16 protein-coding genes are annotated in these 15,735 nt (G+C 39.5%); 12 read left to right on the top strand and 4 right to left on the bottom strand.

The window, feature by feature from the left end:
* Positions 1-7 precede the first annotated feature (7 nt).
* The 12 genes from JZO83_RS01585 (at position 8) to holA (ending at position 13,660) form a co-directional block, all read left to right on the top strand.
* Positions 8-3,436 carry a pyruvate carboxylase gene (locus JZO83_RS01585; protein ID WP_207114823.1) on the top strand — a complete coding sequence of 1,143 codons (3,429 nt, stop codon included), beginning with the start codon at positions 8-10 and terminating at the stop codon, positions 3,434-3,436.
* Between the two features lie 17 nt (positions 3,437-3,453).
* Positions 3,454-4,584 (top strand): CAP-associated domain-containing protein, encoded by a 1,131-nt coding sequence (locus tag JZO83_RS01590; RefSeq protein ID WP_207114824.1) that lies wholly within the window; start codon positions 3,454-3,456, stop codon positions 4,582-4,584.
* A complete protein-coding gene (locus JZO83_RS01595; protein WP_207114832.1) occupies positions 4,571-5,002 on the top strand; it encodes a YlbF family regulator in 432 nt (143 codons plus the stop codon). The genes JZO83_RS01590 and JZO83_RS01595 overlap by 14 nt, the downstream gene beginning before the upstream one ends.
* Positions 4,986-5,327 (top strand): YlbG family protein, encoded by a 342-nt coding sequence (locus tag JZO83_RS01600; protein WP_206857871.1) that lies wholly within the window; start codon positions 4,986-4,988, stop codon positions 5,325-5,327. The genes JZO83_RS01595 and JZO83_RS01600 overlap by 17 nt, the downstream gene beginning before the upstream one ends.
* 183 nt (positions 5,328-5,510) lie before the next feature.
* On the top strand, positions 5,511-6,068 hold the full coding sequence (gene rsmD, locus JZO83_RS01605; RefSeq protein WP_207114825.1) for a 16S rRNA (guanine(966)-N(2))-methyltransferase RsmD: 558 nt from the start codon (positions 5,511-5,513) through the stop codon (positions 6,066-6,068).
* On the top strand, positions 6,069-6,560 hold the full coding sequence (gene coaD / locus JZO83_RS01610) for a pantetheine-phosphate adenylyltransferase (protein ID WP_207114826.1): 492 nt from the start codon (positions 6,069-6,071) through the stop codon (positions 6,558-6,560).
* A complete protein-coding gene (locus JZO83_RS01615) occupies positions 6,550-7,593 on the top strand; it encodes a SepM family pheromone-processing serine protease (RefSeq protein ID WP_207114833.1) in 1,044 nt (347 codons plus the stop codon). The genes coaD and JZO83_RS01615 overlap by 11 nt, the downstream gene beginning before the upstream one ends.
* 189 nt (positions 7,594-7,782) lie before the next feature.
* Positions 7,783-9,051 carry a hypothetical protein gene (locus JZO83_RS01620; RefSeq protein WP_207114827.1) on the top strand — a complete coding sequence of 423 codons (1,269 nt, stop codon included), beginning with the start codon at positions 7,783-7,785 and terminating at the stop codon, positions 9,049-9,051.
* A gap of 266 nt (positions 9,052-9,317) precedes the next feature.
* Entirely contained in the window at positions 9,318-9,809 is a 492-nt protein-coding gene (locus JZO83_RS01625; RefSeq protein ID WP_242542340.1) for a helix-hairpin-helix domain-containing protein, read from the top strand.
* A 19-nt stretch (positions 9,810-9,828) separates the two neighbouring features.
* The gene (locus JZO83_RS01630) at positions 9,829-10,311 is read left to right on the top strand and encodes a ComE operon protein 2 (RefSeq protein WP_206857836.1); all 483 of its coding nucleotides are present in this window, start codon (positions 9,829-9,831) and stop codon (positions 10,309-10,311) included.
* On the top strand, positions 10,304-12,577 hold the full coding sequence (locus tag JZO83_RS01635) for a DNA internalization-related competence protein ComEC/Rec2 (protein ID WP_207114829.1): 2,274 nt from the start codon (positions 10,304-10,306) through the stop codon (positions 12,575-12,577). Before JZO83_RS01630 ends, JZO83_RS01635 begins: the two co-directional genes overlap by 8 nt.
* Before the next feature lie 36 nt (positions 12,578-12,613).
* On the top strand, positions 12,614-13,660 hold the full coding sequence (holA, locus tag JZO83_RS01640) for a DNA polymerase III subunit delta (protein WP_207114830.1): 1,047 nt from the start codon (positions 12,614-12,616) through the stop codon (positions 13,658-13,660).
* A 116-nt stretch (positions 13,661-13,776) separates the two neighbouring features.
* On the opposite strand, the gene rpsT is transcribed toward holA, so the two are convergent.
* The 4 genes from rpsT to JZO83_RS01655 all read right to left on the bottom strand — a co-directional run bounded on the left by rpsT (position 13,777) and on the right by JZO83_RS01655 (position 15,551).
* Positions 13,777-14,031 (bottom strand): 30S ribosomal protein S20, encoded by a 255-nt coding sequence (gene rpsT / locus JZO83_RS01645; RefSeq protein WP_206857832.1) that lies wholly within the window; start codon positions 14,029-14,031, stop codon positions 13,777-13,779.
* Between the two features lie 401 nt (positions 14,032-14,432).
* Positions 14,433-14,702 (bottom strand): hypothetical protein, encoded by a 270-nt coding sequence (locus tag JZO83_RS01650; RefSeq protein ID WP_206857831.1) that lies wholly within the window; start codon positions 14,700-14,702, stop codon positions 14,433-14,435.
* A 196-nt stretch (positions 14,703-14,898) separates the two neighbouring features.
* Positions 14,899-15,024, bottom strand: coding sequence for a hypothetical protein (locus JZO83_RS14455; protein ID WP_010735645.1), 126 nt, complete (start codon positions 15,022-15,024; stop codon positions 14,899-14,901).
* 71 nt (positions 15,025-15,095) lie between these two features.
* Complete coding sequence (locus JZO83_RS01655) at positions 15,096-15,551, bottom strand: DUF441 domain-containing protein (protein WP_010735644.1); 456 nt, start codon at positions 15,549-15,551, stop codon at positions 15,096-15,098.
* Between the last annotated feature and the right edge of the window lie 184 nt (positions 15,552-15,735).

A 15,735-nucleotide genomic window follows, 5' to 3' on the forward strand; every position in this document is an offset into this window, starting at 1 on the left:
TGATTCGATGAGAAAAGTTTTGGTAGCTAACAGAGGAGAGATTGCTGTACGGGTATTTCGTGCCTGTACAGAATTAGGGATCCAAACTGTAGGTGTCTATGCAGAAGAAGATGAATATTCCGTGCATCGCTTTAAAGCGGATGAGGCATATCTAGTTGGTAAAGGAAAAAGGCCGATAGATGCGTATCTTGATATTGAAGGGATTCTTGAGATCGCCAAAGCAAGTGGTGCAGACGCGATCCATCCAGGTTACGGACTATTATCTGAAAACTTACACTTTGCGACACGATGCAAAGAAGAAGGAATCACTTTTGTTGGGCCAGAACTTCATCATCTTGATATTTTTGGCGACAAGATCAAAGCAAAAACAGCGGCGATCGAAGCGGGTATCGCATCGATCCCTGGAACAGATGGACCAGTAGCATCCGTTGAAGAAGTGTTGTCTTTTGCTGATCGTTACGGTTATCCAGTGATGATCAAAGCAGCATTAGGTGGCGGTGGTCGTGGGATGCGTGTGGCCTATGACGAAAAAGGCGCACGTGAAGGATACGAACGTGCAAAAAGTGAAGCTAAAGCTGCTTTTGGGAGCGATGAGGTCTATGTTGAAAAATATATCTCTGATCCGAAACATATCGAGGTCCAGATCTTAGGAGATACTCATGGGAATATCATCCATTTATTTGAACGTGATTGCTCCGTTCAACGACGTCACCAAAAAGTCGTCGAAGTAGCCCCTTGCGTCTCAATGGATGAAAGCCAACGGCAACGCATTTGTGATGCGGCTGTCCAATTGATGAAGCATGTCGGTTACGTCAATGCAGGAACCGTCGAATTTTTAGTTGAAAAAGACGAATTTTATTTTATCGAAGTCAATCCACGTGTCCAAGTGGAACATACGATCACTGAGATGATCACTGATGTCGATATCGTGACGACTCAATTATTGATTGCACAAGGAAAAGACTTACACCAAGAAATCGGCTTGCCACAGCAAAGTGAGATCAAAATCAAAGGCTCAGCGATCCAATGTCGGATCACGACTGAAGATCCTTTGAGTAATTTCCTACCAGATACAGGTAAGATCGATACCTATCGTTCTCCAGGTGGGATGGGCGTGCGTTTAGATGTAGGAAATGCTTATGCAGGTTATATCGTTACGCCTTACTTTGATTCTCTTCTAGTAAAAGTTTGTACACATGCGGCTGATTTTACGACAGCGATCCAAAAAATGGAACGCTGCTTAAGAGAATTTCGTATCCGTGGAGTAAAAACAAATATCCCGTTCATGTTGAATGTGATCTTGCATCCAGAATTCCAATCCGGGCAAGCAAAAACGACATTTATTGACAGTACGAATGAATTATTTGTTTTCCCGCGCTTACGTGATCGCGGAAATAAAACAATGAAGTATATCGGAGAAATCACTGTGAATGGTTTTCCTGGAATCGAACGTGGTGAAAAGCCTTACTACGATGCGCCACGGATGCCTAAAGAATTGATTACTCGTCCAGATTACGTCACAGCTAAAAACGTCTTAGACCAAGATGGTGCCTCTGCTTTAGTGGATTGGGTCAAGCAACAAGAAAATGTGTTATTGACGGATACAACGTTCAGAGATGCGCATCAAAGTTTGTTGGCAACACGTGTACGTACAAAAGACTTCAAAGAAATCGCCCGTTTGACTGGCGAAGGACTTCCTGAGCTGTTTTCAAGTGAAATGTGGGGTGGCGCAACCTTTGATGTTGCCTATCGTTTCTTGAATGAAGACCCATGGAAACGTCTGCGCAAGATTCGCTCGTTGATGCCGAATACGTTATTGCAAATGCTCTTTAGAGGTTCGAATGCTGTCGGTTATTCGAACTATCCAGATAATGTGATCGCTGAATTTATCAAAGAGGCAGCTACGCAAGGAATCGATGTTTTCCGAATTTTTGATAGCTTGAACTGGGTACCGCAAATGGAAAAGAGTATCCAAGCGGTTCGTGACACAGGTAAAATCGCAGAAGCGACGATCTGCTACACAGGAGATATCAATGATCCAAGTCGTGCAAAATACAACGTACAATACTATAAGGACATGGCTAAAGAGTTGGAGCAATTAGGTGCTCATATGATCGCGATCAAAGATATGGCAGGATTGTTGAAACCACAAGCTGCTTATCGCTTGATCAGTGAATTGAAGGCGACGACTGATCTACCGATTCATTTACACACACATGATACGAGTGGCAATGGGATCATTACTTACTCTGCTGCAACTAAAGCTGGCGTCGATATCGTCGATGTAGCGATGAGTGCGATGAGTGGTAACACTAGTCAGCCAAGTATGAGCAGTCTGTATTACGCTTTAGTCAATGGCCCACGTGTACCGGAGATCAATGTTCAAAATGCGCAACAACTGAATCACTATTGGGAAGATGTCCGCATGTATTACAAACCATTTGAGAATGGCTTGAATGCGCCTGAAACGGAAGTCTATATGCACGAGATGCCAGGGGGCCAATACTCGAACTTACAACAACAAGCCAAAGCAGTCGGCTTAGGTCATCGTTGGGATGATATCAAAAAAATGTATCATACAGTGAACTTGATGTTTGGTGATATTGTCAAAGTTACCCCATCTTCCAAAGTCGTAGGCGATATGGCATTGTTCATGGTCCAAAATGAGTTGAGTGAAGAAGATATTTACGAAAAAGGTGAAACATTGAGTTTCCCAGAATCAGTCGTTACGTTCTTCCAAGGAGAACTAGGGCAACCTGTTGGCGGCTTCCCAGAAAAACTCCAAAAAATCATCTTGAAGGGACGTCCGGCAATCACTGAACGCCCTGGATTATTTGCTGAAACTGTGGACTTCGAACAGGTCAAAGCAGAATTGGCTGCTAAGATCGGCTATGAACCGAAACAAGAAGAAGTACTAAGTTACTTGATGTATCCACAAGTATTCTTGGATTACCAAACAGCATATAATCAATTTGGAGATGTCACATTGCTTGATACACCTACGTTCTTCCAAGGAATCCGCTTAGGTGAAACGGTCAATGTCCAAATCGAGAAAGGCAAGATCTTGATCATTCGTTTGGATGAGATCGGTGAACCAGACATTGAAGGAAACCGCGTGTTATTCTTTAATTTGAACGGTCAACGAAGAGAAATCACTATCAAAGATACGTCGATCGTCAGTGCGGTAAAAACAAGACGTAAAGCAGAACCAACAAATCGAGAACAAATCGGTGCAACGATGTCTGGTTCAGTTTTAGATGTCTTAGTGAAAAAAGGCGATACGGTCAAAAAAGGTGATACGTTGATGATCACTGAGGCAATGAAAATGGAAACAGCGATCGAATCACCATTTGATGGTGAGGTCGCACATCTGTATGTTACTGCTGGAGAGCCAATTTCTTCCGGTGATCTATTGATCGAAGTCACAGAAAAATAAGAAAGGGGAGGGAATATTTGAAGCGATTAGGTTTATTCATAGCGACATTACTATTGGTAACAACAGCTTTATATTTGGAGCCAGTGGTGTTCCCTCCTAAGCTTGAAACATCTACACAAGACCAACAACTGATGGGAAATCAAAATCAGGTAACGTCTTGGAAATACCAGGAGCTAAGTGCGACTGGTTTTTCTACATATATTGGTCAGCCAGTCACCAAATTAGAATCAGCGATCGGCTCACCTAAAGACCGCTTGACGAGCGGATTCGGTTTTGAGATCAGATATTATCAAGATCCCATCAATCAAATCGTACTCGAAGCAAATATACAAAATGACCAAGTTGAGGCTATTAAAGTTTTAAATGCGAACGCGACGAGTTTAGCACCTTTTTCCGTTGGCATGACTATGCAGGATCTAACAGAAATTACAACGATTTTTCCGAACTTCACATTCGAATATGAAGACACGGAAGTTGGGATCGAATTAACAGAAGAAGACATGAATTATCGTCCCTTGATTGCTTTTGATAACGGCACATTTGCGATGCTTTTCTTTGATCAGGATACAGGCGGATTATTCTCAACGGTATATTTAAATAAGAAAAGCTTGTTGAAACTAATGCCCTATCAGGTCTTTGGTGAAGGCTTGCCACAATATCAAGTAGATGAGTCAGCTGACTGGGAAAGTATCAATCAGTCAAGAGAGCGTGTCGTCACCAGGTTATTGACACGGTTGCGCCATGAAGCTGAACTGCCTGATTATTACCATTCTCCTGAGTTTATGATCCAAACGGATGTATTGTTAACCGATTTTCTCAATCAACCAGAAGAATGGCTGGCAGATAATCGTTTGGCTGAATGGGAAATGGCATCACAGACTGCCCAAACAACTGTTAGATTTACGCTTTCAAATGATGAAATCAATCGTTTGGTAGAAAAGCGGCAATTAGATCAGACAACAGGGATATTCATGCATCCAATCATTGATCCGACTTTTTCATTTTTATTGTTGTATACTGATCCTTATTATCATGATCGATTTTTGGATAAGGAGCCAACGCAGTTAGGCGTTGCGTTTTCAAAAGAAAACATGTTAGTCTTAATGCAGGAAAAAGAGGAGACTAGTGAAAGTAGTGATAATCAATGATGAGTTGTTTCAACTGGAGGATCAGTGCAATCAGCTTGTTCAAACGATTTTGACAAGTCATTTGATGGAACAATATCTAAAGAATAAAAAAGAGATGGATCGTTCTATCAAAGTCGCTCAATTAAAAAATGAGTTTATTTCAAGCAGACAAGCATTTGAGAAGATTGAGCCTTATGGGAAGTATGTACCAGAGTTTCGTGAAAAACAGCGAGCCGTACGACAAGCCAAACGGCAATTGGATCTCAATGAAGAAGTAGCTGCTTTTCGAATAAGTGAAAATGAATTACAGAAAATACTTGATTCCATAGGAAAACAACTTGCACATACGATTTCTACTGAAATCAAAATCAGTGCAGGTAGTCCATTTTTTGAAAAAAGTGAAGGGTGCGGAGGAAACTGCCATGGACATAGAAAATAAAGAATTTGAACGAACACAACGACGAGGGTTGGTCGTGTGGGTATACAGTCTGAAACAACTGAAAAATCTTCGTAAATTTGGTTTGGTCCATTATGTCTCTCGTAAAATGAAGTACGTGATCATGTATCTGAACGAGGACAACTATGAACAAACGGAAGAAAGAATCAAAAAACTACATTTTGTGCGTAATGTCGAACGTTCTTACCGCCCAGACATCGAGATGAATTTTGCTGAAAAAATCGGCAAAAAAGTGGATGTCAAAGAAGAAGGTTTTGAGATCGAAGAATTAAATACCAAGATTCGCTTGGCGGATCATGTTTTTTAAATGAAAGAAACTCATATCTTAGTAGCTTATACCAACGAAAATGAAGAAAATGTGAACAAATGATTTTGATTTTTTATAAAAAGTTAAGTTAAGAAAAAATAGACTTGAGATTTAGCGATTTTAATCGGAATCAAGTCTATTTTTTTGGTATACTAATAACAGTATGTTTCAAGGAGTGAGTAGATGCGAGTAATTTCAGGAGATTACGGCGGTCGCCGTTTAAAAAGTTTAGCAGGACCCAATACTCGACCAACATCTGATAAGGTCAAAGAATCGATCTTCAACATGATCGGTCCTTATTTTGATGGTGAAGTCGTATTGGATCTTTACTCAGGGAGCGGTGGGTTAGCGATTGAAGCTGTTTCTAGAGGATGTAGCTACGCGATCTGCGTGGAAAAGAATTATCAAGCATTAAAAGTGATCAAAGAAAATATCGAGATCACAAAAGAGCCGCATAAATTCAATACGATGAAATTAGATGCCGATAAAGCAATCGAGTCATTGGCTACAGAAAAGCAAATGATCGACATTCTATTTTTAGACCCACCTTATGCAAAACAAAAAATCGTCGATCAAATTGAGCGTATGGCAGAACTTGAACTTTTTCAAGATGCTGCGTTGATCGTCTGTGAGACAGATAAGGCAGTTGCGCTTCCTGATACGATTGGAGATTTCAAACAAATCAAGCAGCAGACCTATGGTATATCAGCGATCACCATTTATAGAAAAGAGGAACAATAAATGAGAAAGGCCTTATTTCCAGGAAGTTTCGACCCATTGACCATGGGCCATTTAGATACGATCGAACGAGCTGCGAAGTTATTTGATGAAGTGATCGTCGGAATCTTTATCAATACATCAAAAAAAGCACTATTCACGGCAGAAGAACGCTTGGATTTGATCACACAAGCAGTTGCACATATAGAAAATGTTCGAGTGATCCATCAAGAGACACAATTGACGGTGACCACAGCAAAGGAACTAGGTGTTCAAGCATTAGTCCGTGGGGTTCGTAACATCAAAGATTTTGAATATGAGCGAGATATTGCCCAGATGAATCATCATTTGAGTCAAGAATTAGAAACGGTGCTTTTTATGGCAAAACCAGAATATAGTCATATCAGTTCAAGTATGCTTAAAGAAGTTCTTTATTTTGGCGGCGACGTAAGTTCCTATTTACCGACAGTGATCAATGAAGCACTAGCTAGAAAGCGTGATGAAGATGGGAAATAAGAAATGGTGGAAAACATTATCCGTGATCCTTTTAGGCGGGTTATTAGCAGCCTTCGTTATTGTGCCTTTGCCGTATTATGTGGAAGCTCCAGGAGCGACAATCGATCTAAAAGATATGATCACCGTCGATGATCAAGAGGATAAGGAATCAGGATCGTTCTCTCTAACTTCTGTCGGCATTCGCAGAGCGACAGGCTTTGGGGTCGTCTCAGCACTTCTCTCAGATTTTCAAGACGTCCTGAGTGAAGAACAATTGACCGGCGGAGCAACCAACGAAGAGTACAATCAAATGCAAAGATACTATATGGAATCTTCCCAAAATGCGGCAATCGAGCAAGCCTTGAAACTGGCGAACATTCCTTATACGATGGAATTCAAAGGTGTTTATGTCATGAGCGTCGAAAAAAATTCGAGCTTTTATGGGAAATTATCCGTTGGTGATACGGTCACACAAGTGGATGGTCGAAGCTTTAAGAGTGCCGAAGAATTTATGGAGTATGTTAAAGGGCAAGAAGTCGGACAGGTGGTCACGATCACCTATACTCATAATGGAAAAGAAGAAGAAGCTTCTGGTAAACTGATCGAGTTATCTACGGATAAAAAGCCAGGAATCGGCATCACTTTGACAGATCATACAGAAATCGCCACAGACACAGAAGTTGCTATCAATTCTGGCTCGATCGGTGGTCCTTCCGCTGGCTTGATGTTTACTTTGGAGATTTACGAACAGTTGACGGATCAAAACATTCGTAAAGGGAAAAAGATCGCTGGTACAGGTACGATCAATAGCGCTGGAGAAGTTGGACGTATCGGCGGCATCGATAAAAAAGTAGCAAGTGCAGATGAAGCAGGGATGGAAATCTTTTTTGCACCAGACGATACGATATCTGATGATGTGAAAAAAGAAAATCCGGACATCAAAACGAATTATGAGGAAGCTAAAGCTGCAGCTAAAAAACTCAATACATCCATGAAGATCGTTCCTGTCAAAACAGTACAGGATGCTTTGGAATATCTTGAGAACATGGAATAAATAGTTGTTGACTTGAATGATCTGAAACTTTATTTTAAAAATACGAAAAAGTAGAAGTCTGATTTTATTCAGGACTTCTACTTTTTCGTTTATTTCAAAAATAGCAAAAAAACGTTTTGTTATTTTGTAGGTTATTTTAACTAAATTTGCTACCATATAACAAAAGAGTTGGAAAGGAGCAATCAACATATGGAACAATCAAGTAATCGTCAATCATCATTTGACTTTGGGCAATATTACTCAATCAAAAGGTATAAAAAACACTTTGGACATTTGAACAAAACAGCAGATTTCAAAAGAGTATTGATTGAGTGTCACAAACAAATGGAAGAAACACAAGATCAGTTGCCAAAGCATCGCAACGGTGCGTTATGGATCAGACAAATTCTAACTGATTTTAAACAGAAAAAGCAAAGTAGGTCTGATCGATTTTTCAACTTTGTCCTTAGACGAGACCAAGTGAAAGAGCCAAAAAAATACGAAAATACATTGAAAGAACTGAATAGCAAATATTTTGATCGAGAATACCTTCAAGGAATCATTAATAAAGGAGTATCGATCGATCGACCAGTAGCAATCGATGAGGCAAAAGTCGTTAGTGAAATCAGCCGTCTTCAGGAGACAGCGACACATAGGAAACCGATTAAGCATATACAACAGGAAAGAGAACCAGTTCAACGAAATCAACAACCGCCAAAAAATCCAATAAGTACCTGGAAAAAAAAGGAGTCAGAAAAAGAATTGGTTTACGCTGACCTCGACTTGCCAGTAAATCCGATAGGAAAAAAGCCCACTTACTCTGTTACTGTGAATAGTACATCTGACGAGATTCCTTATGCAGTGATTCAACATACAGTAGCTCAAGCATTTTCAGAATTAAATAAGGATACAGTTGAGGTAAATATAAAAGTTTCACGAGAAAATGATCAACAAATACATGAACGGAAAGAACTTGTCATTGAGCAACAAAAAAATCCGCCAAAATTACCTCCAAAAAAACACAGGAGAAACCCTTCTGTCCATGGAGAGGTGCCATTTACTGGACACCATGATAACCCGATCATGCCTAGACGTTTATCGACTATATCAGAAGTTTCTCATGATTCAGCGGTCTCACAAATCAGTGCAGGAAACGGTTCGTTGAAAAAAGCCTTTGAAAGGCGCAATTCGATACTTCAGGAATTACGCTCCGCACCGCAACAAGCAGCAAGTACATCAACATCCATGGCGAAAGAGCAAACTAGCAATAGTAAGCGTTCGGTGATGCAACGAGTATGGGAGATAGAGAATGGTTCTGGAGCGCCTAAAGGAACGTTTACCCACCAGGATCATGGAACTTCAAAACGCCCTTTGAATCTTACCATGCAAGAAGCGGTACGAAAATCTGGCAATAACCGACCGCCTGAAGTACCGTCTCGAAGCCTGAAACCAAAATATAATTCACAACAAAGGGCATAAGTCGTGCTTCATACATAAAATGAAATAAACGTTTTAGGCGTATCTAATAGTGAAGGAGCATTACAACAAAGTGTTCTTTCACTATTTTTTAGAAAGGAAAAGTAATCGCCAAACCAATGAAGAAAATTGTTCAAGAATACTTGGATTCGCCAAAACGTATAATGGGGTTCATCATAGTCAGTTTATTGCTTCTTAGCGTTTCAGTAGTGTTTATCTATCGATCGAATGACTCTAATCCTTTAAATGAATTTGCGGAAGAACCTTTCATGACATACTCATCAAGCACACAAGAGTCTGCAATCAGCGAAACAACAAGCGAACGAGTCATGTATGTAGACGTGAAAGGAAACGTTCAACAACCGGGGATGTATGCTTTCACAGACGAAGAACGGGTATTTGACATTATCGAAAAAGCAGGGGGATTGACGCCTACAGCGGATGAAAAACAAATCAATTTTGCAGCAAAAGTCTCGGATCAACAAGTTCTTTATATCCCAGAAGTTGGGGAAGTATTGCCCGAATTTACCGCAGTAACAGAGGAAGAAGAACTAGAGGATAAAAAAGTAAACCTCAATACCGCCTCTTTAACTGAATTACAAGAGCTTCCAGGTATCGGCGTAATGAAAGCACAAGAGATCATCAACTATCGCGAAACCAATGGCTCTTTTCAAACGATCGAAAGTTTAAAAGAAATTTCAGGATTTGGCGAAAAGACGGTTGAAAAACTCAAAAACTTCGTTACAATTACAATAGACTAAACCATTGAGGTGACAAATTATGAGCAATGAACGGATTCCTTGGGATCAGTATTTTATGGCACAGGCTGTATTATTATCATTAAGAAGTACTTGTACACGTTTAGAAGTAGGTGCGACCCTCGTGAGGGACAAACGGATCATTGCGGGCGGTTATAATGGCGCAGTGAGCGGGGATGTTCATTGTATCGACGAAGGCTGTTACGTCGTAAATGGCCATTGCTTGCGAACGATCCATGCAGAAATGAATGCGTTATTGCAATGTGCAAAATTAGGTGTGCCTACAGAAGGTGCCGAAATCTATGTCACCCATTTCCCATGTTTGGCATGTACAAAAGCGTTGCTTCAAGCAGGGATCAGAAAGATCCATTATTTACATGATTATCGTAATGACCCCTATGCACAGTCATTGATTACTCAATTGGGCGCATCCGTCCATCAAGTAAGCTTAGATATGAAATATTTTGCAAAACTGCAACATGAATCAACAGGAGAACTTGATTAAACGATTTGGCGAACAAGTTCGTAACCACTTGATATTACCAGCAATCTCTTCGATCATTTTATGTTCCGTCTATTATAGCGAGCATGATCTGCCTCGTGTGATCGCTGGTCTTTTTCTTCTCATTTTATTGAAACAAAACCGTACAGTAATCTTTCTTTGTTGTTTTTGTACCGTGACCGTCTGGTTCGCTTGTCTGCGAGCAGAGATCCCTACGATCGATCAGACTAAAACCACTGAGCAGTTGTTACTAGCAACTGATACGCTCCAACGCAATGGCGACTGGTTGACTGTAGAAGCACGGAGACTATCAACAGAACATAAAATCCAACTAAGTTACCAAGCGAAAACAAAAGAGGAAGCAGAGCGATGGGAGGACTTTCGAGGTGCAACGATCCAGCTTCAGGTCAATGGAAGTTACCAGATGATAGAACCATTACGCAATCGCTATGCTTTTGATACAAACAGCTATCTAAGAGGCAGACGTATCAGTGGTCGCTTCCATGCGACTGATTTCCAACTCGTTTCTGCTACAAGCGACTGGAGGCATGTAGTTGGCGAACTTCGGGGAAAAGCGATCCGCTATGTTAAGGAAAGATTTCCTCAAAAAATAGGAATATACATCAATGTTTTACTATTCGGTTTTCGCGATCATTCCTTTCGCGAATCAGAGACGATTTTTAAAGAAACAGGGTTACTTCATTTATTTAGTGTATCTGGCATGCACGTCCATTATTATTTAGGTTGGTTATATTACTTTTTTCGAAGAAGCGGCTGTCTTTTACAAATCAGTATTTTCCCTCTGATCCTACTCACAGGGACGTATGTTTTACTTGCTGGAGGTTCGTTTTCTGTTGTCAGAGCAGGGAGCTTATTTGTATTAAAACTTCTACTTAAATTATGTTCCATCAAATTATCCGTACTTGATTGCTATTCAATCAGTCTATGGGTACTACTATTGTACGATCCATTGATCCTCCTTCAAACAGGCGGACAACTAAGCTTGTGGCTGAGTTTTCTTTTCATGATGCTCCCTCATGCATCAAAAGGGTGGCAAGACCGTTTGTTTAACATATTTCAAATGACGATCATCTTGTTACCATTAAGTACATGGTATTTCTACGAGTGGTCATTTTTAGGTGGTTTATTTACCATGATCATGATTCCTTTGTTCCAATCGATCGTTCTTCCAGGTGTATTTTTACTGTTTTTAACAGGGAGTATCCTTCAGCAAACAGTAATCGACCTCAGCGAATCTTTTTTATTTCACTTTGAAACATTCCTCGCTTGCTTTGATTTTTCCACATTGACTATCGGTCAGCCGGCCTTCTTTTTTGTTTTATTAAGCATCATAATCCTCTTACTGATTTTTGAAAGAACCACGCTTTCTTTATGGAAAAAAATCACGTATACATTACCGATCATCACCAGCTTTTTCTTGCTACCAATGTTTGATAGCACGACAACGATCACGTTTATTGATGTCGGACAAGGGGATAGTATTCTACTAAAAAGCCCAAGGAAACAAGAAGTGATATTGATTGATACAGGGGGAAGATTAGCCTTTAAAAATGAGCCTTGGCAACAGCGGATCACTCGTCCTCATGCAGAAAATAATATTGTGCCTTATTTAAAAGGGCAAGGTATCACACGAATTTCTAAATTATTTCTCACGCACAACGATACCGACCATATCGGCGAATTGGAAACACTCGCGTCACATTTTACCATTGAACAAATCTATATTGGTTGGGGCGCGCTTCAAGATCAAAAGTTTCGCGAGCGTCTACTAAAACTCAGTAAGGAAGGTACGAAGATCATAGAGGTCAAGCAAGGCGAACGGCTATCCGCATACTTTGAATTGTCTGTTTTGATGCCTAACAAAAAAGGGCAGGGGAAAAATGAAGACTCAATCGTTCTTTGGTTTATGTATAAGAATCAGCGGTTTTTATTCTTAGGTGATTTGGATCAAGAAGGAGAACTCGAACTATTGGCGACTTATCCGCCATTAAAAGCCGATGTCGTGAAACTAGGGCATCATGGGAGCCGCAGTTCAAGTCATCCGAGATTTCTGGAGGCGTTACAGCCAAGTATTGGTATCTTGTCGAATGGATTGAATAATCGCTATGGTCATCCGCATCCAGAAGTTATGGATACGTTAGAAAGTTTAGAGATAGCAGTTTACCGGACAGATCAAAATGGAGCAATCACTTTTTATTGGCATCCTCTTTGGGCGCAAAATGGACGTCTATTGAAAATGATAGACTAGTAATTTTTGTTTTCTCATGATAGGATAAATTGGAAAGTGGTGAGAGATGTGAGTATACAAGCTGAACTACAAAAAATCCGTAAAGAAAAACTCGCACCTTGTTATCTCGTTTTAGGAACAGAGAAATTTTTACAAGATCAAGTGCGCACAGAAATCCTCAAGAAAATACAAATATCTGGAGAAGATGACCTTAATTTTCTACGATTTGATATGAATCAAGCAACGATCGACGACGTGATCGCAGAAGCAGAAACGTTACCGTTTTTTGGTGATCAACGAGTGGTCTTTGTTGAAAATCCCTATTTTTTGACGGGTGAAAAAAGCAATAATAGTGTTGAACAAAATACGGATCTTTTAGTAGATTATCTAAAAGAACCACTTGAATCAACAGTACTCGTATTTTTTGCATCGTACGAAAAATTGGATGAACGCAAGAAAGTCACCAAGCAATTAAAGAAAACAGCTATAACGATCAACGTACAACAGTTGAATGAAAAAGAAGTCCGCCAGTATTTATTGAATACCTTAGAAAATACGCCAATCACTTTAGATCGTAAGGCAATCGATCTCTTTTTGCGATTGACAGACTTGGATTTATCAAAAATGATGGCAGAATTAGATAAATTGCTCTTATATGGTCAAAATCAATCAGAAATCACTGCACGGGAGATCGAGCAATTAGTACCCAAGACATTGGAACACAATATTTTTGACATGACACAATACATGCTTTCTGGTAATACAGAGCATACGTTACGATTATTCGAAGATTTAGTGACGCAAGGGGAAGAGATCATCAAGATCAACGCGATTTTGCTTTCTCAACTGCGCTTGTATCTCCAAACAAAATTTCTAGTGAAAATCGGCTATCAACAAGCGAATATCGCTGAAACCTTGAAGATTCATCCATATCGCGTCAAACTAGCGATGCAAGAAGTCAGGAAGTTCGATGAACAAACATTAGTCCAATTGTTCGACCAACTCGTTGAAATGGATTATCAGGTGAAAACCGGGCAGATCGAAAAAAAATTGAGCTTTCAACTATTTGTGTTCCAAGCGGCTGAAAGACTTAAAAATAGATAGTTTTAATAGCAAACAAAAACACACACGATTTTCGTCGATGATTGAAAGAATCAGCGAAAGTGGTGTGTGTTTATTTATAAGAAAATAAATAAAAAAACCGGCCGTAGCCGATTTCCTTATTTAGCGATTTTTTTGCTTAAACGAGATTTGTCGCGGTTTGCTTTGTTTTTGTGGATAAGACCTTTAGTTTCAGCCATATCGATCGCTTTAGTAGCGTCTTTGTATAACGCATCTACGTTGTCAGCACCTGAAGCTACAGCATCCTCAAATTTTTTGATTGCAGTACGCATAGCACTAGTTTGAGATGAATTTTTTACATTCGCGTTTTCGCTTGTGCGAACACGTTTGATTGCAGATTCAATGTTTGGCATTTGTTTCACCTCCGATAAGTAAAGTTCTTACGCGTGTTACCGCATAATTCAACATTCATTATTATACCTAATGCGAGCGCGCATTGCAATATCAACATGACAAGTTTTTTTCCTTAACACGTAGGAAATTGTCAGGGACAGTGGATTTAGGCGCAGAGAAGATGAAAGAATAAAAGAGAAAAAGCGCTGTTGTGGGAGACAACAAGCGCTTAACCAAACGTGGTTTAATTTATCTTGGTAAATAAATAATTGAATGGGATGTTTGGTACTGGACTAGTATATAACAAAGTCAACCGTTTGCAAAGTTTTTTTTGAAAAGGGATACGATTGCTTTAAACCAATGAATCATAACGTTAACATTGAATAGTTATTTTATAACTGAAAAAATAAAAGAAAACAAACTATTCAGGTGTTCCGATGATTTTGATGTATTCATCGATGTTCTTGATCATCATTCGCTTGATGACTAATTGGTTTCGGCGATTCCATTTTCCACTAACTTCCAATACATACTTGTTTAATGGTAAACGTAAAACATATTTTGCCAAATAGCGATCTTTAAGTAGGCAATTGATCATGCGATCTTCAAGTTGGAGATTCAAACCAGTCAACATCATTGGTTGTTCTTGTAAAACATAGGTATCAATCAAAAGACCTTCAAAAGTTTCCATGAGCGTCTTCCTTTCTTCTGATTCAAACATTGCGCACTTCTTTTAAAATTTCTAACATAAAAGAGGTGTACTCACACCTAGTATAACAAAAAAGAAGCATCAAGCCAAAAAAAAGCCGAAAGAACTTGAATGATATCATAAGCATTCAAGTTTTCCGACTCTTTTTTCTAACTATTTGAAAAAACAGTTACGTCTATTAGAAATTGGCATCAAAGACATTTTGGATCAGATCAGGAAATAGCAAGTAGGTCAATCCAATAATCAATAGAACAGCCAATAAAAACCAACCAACAGTTCCAAAGAAATATTTTAGTTTTTGCATGTTGTGATCACCTCAAAATCAGTATACCATGAACGCCAAAAATATCCTTTCTTCAGCCACTCAATGCTTGATTATTTATTAAAAGAAAATAACTGTAGAATGCAATAAGCAATCCCTGAGGCAATGACAGGACCAGCTGCAATCCCTTTTAAGAAAACGACACCTAAGATCGTACCGAAGACTAAAGCCACGGTGATCTGTGGATCTGTAGCAATCAAGCCAACGCCCTTAGACGAAAGTACAGCCACTAATCCACCACAAAAGATCGCTACCCAACCCATGGGTGATTTAAAGGCATCAAGTAAATCTTTTAAACCAATATCACCAGTAGCAATAGGCACTAAGATGGCGGCAGTAATGATCGTCACACCAATATTGATCCCTTTGCCTTGAAGCCATGTCAAAAAATCTTTAGATGCAGGAATAAACTTAACAAGTAAAATAAAACCAGTCGCTAACATCAAACTCTGATTTTTAGCAAGGACGGCAACTAGCATGATCAACCCAAGAAATAACCAACTTTCCATAAGAAAACCTCACTTTCTAATTAACCATCATACCATTTTTTTATGACGTTGCAAAAGAGTCATTAGTAAAATGTTTGATAGATCATGGAAAGAATAGAATGTAGTGAAAATTAATTCAGAATACAAAAATGAGATAAATAGCTACGTTGATGATGTCAAAACATGTTTTTATGAAGTTAAGGAA

The organism is Enterococcus sp. DIV1298c (assembly GCF_017316315.1).
In the GTDB taxonomy this organism is placed as follows: domain Bacteria; phylum Bacillota; class Bacilli; order Lactobacillales; family Enterococcaceae; genus Enterococcus_B; species Enterococcus_B mangumiae.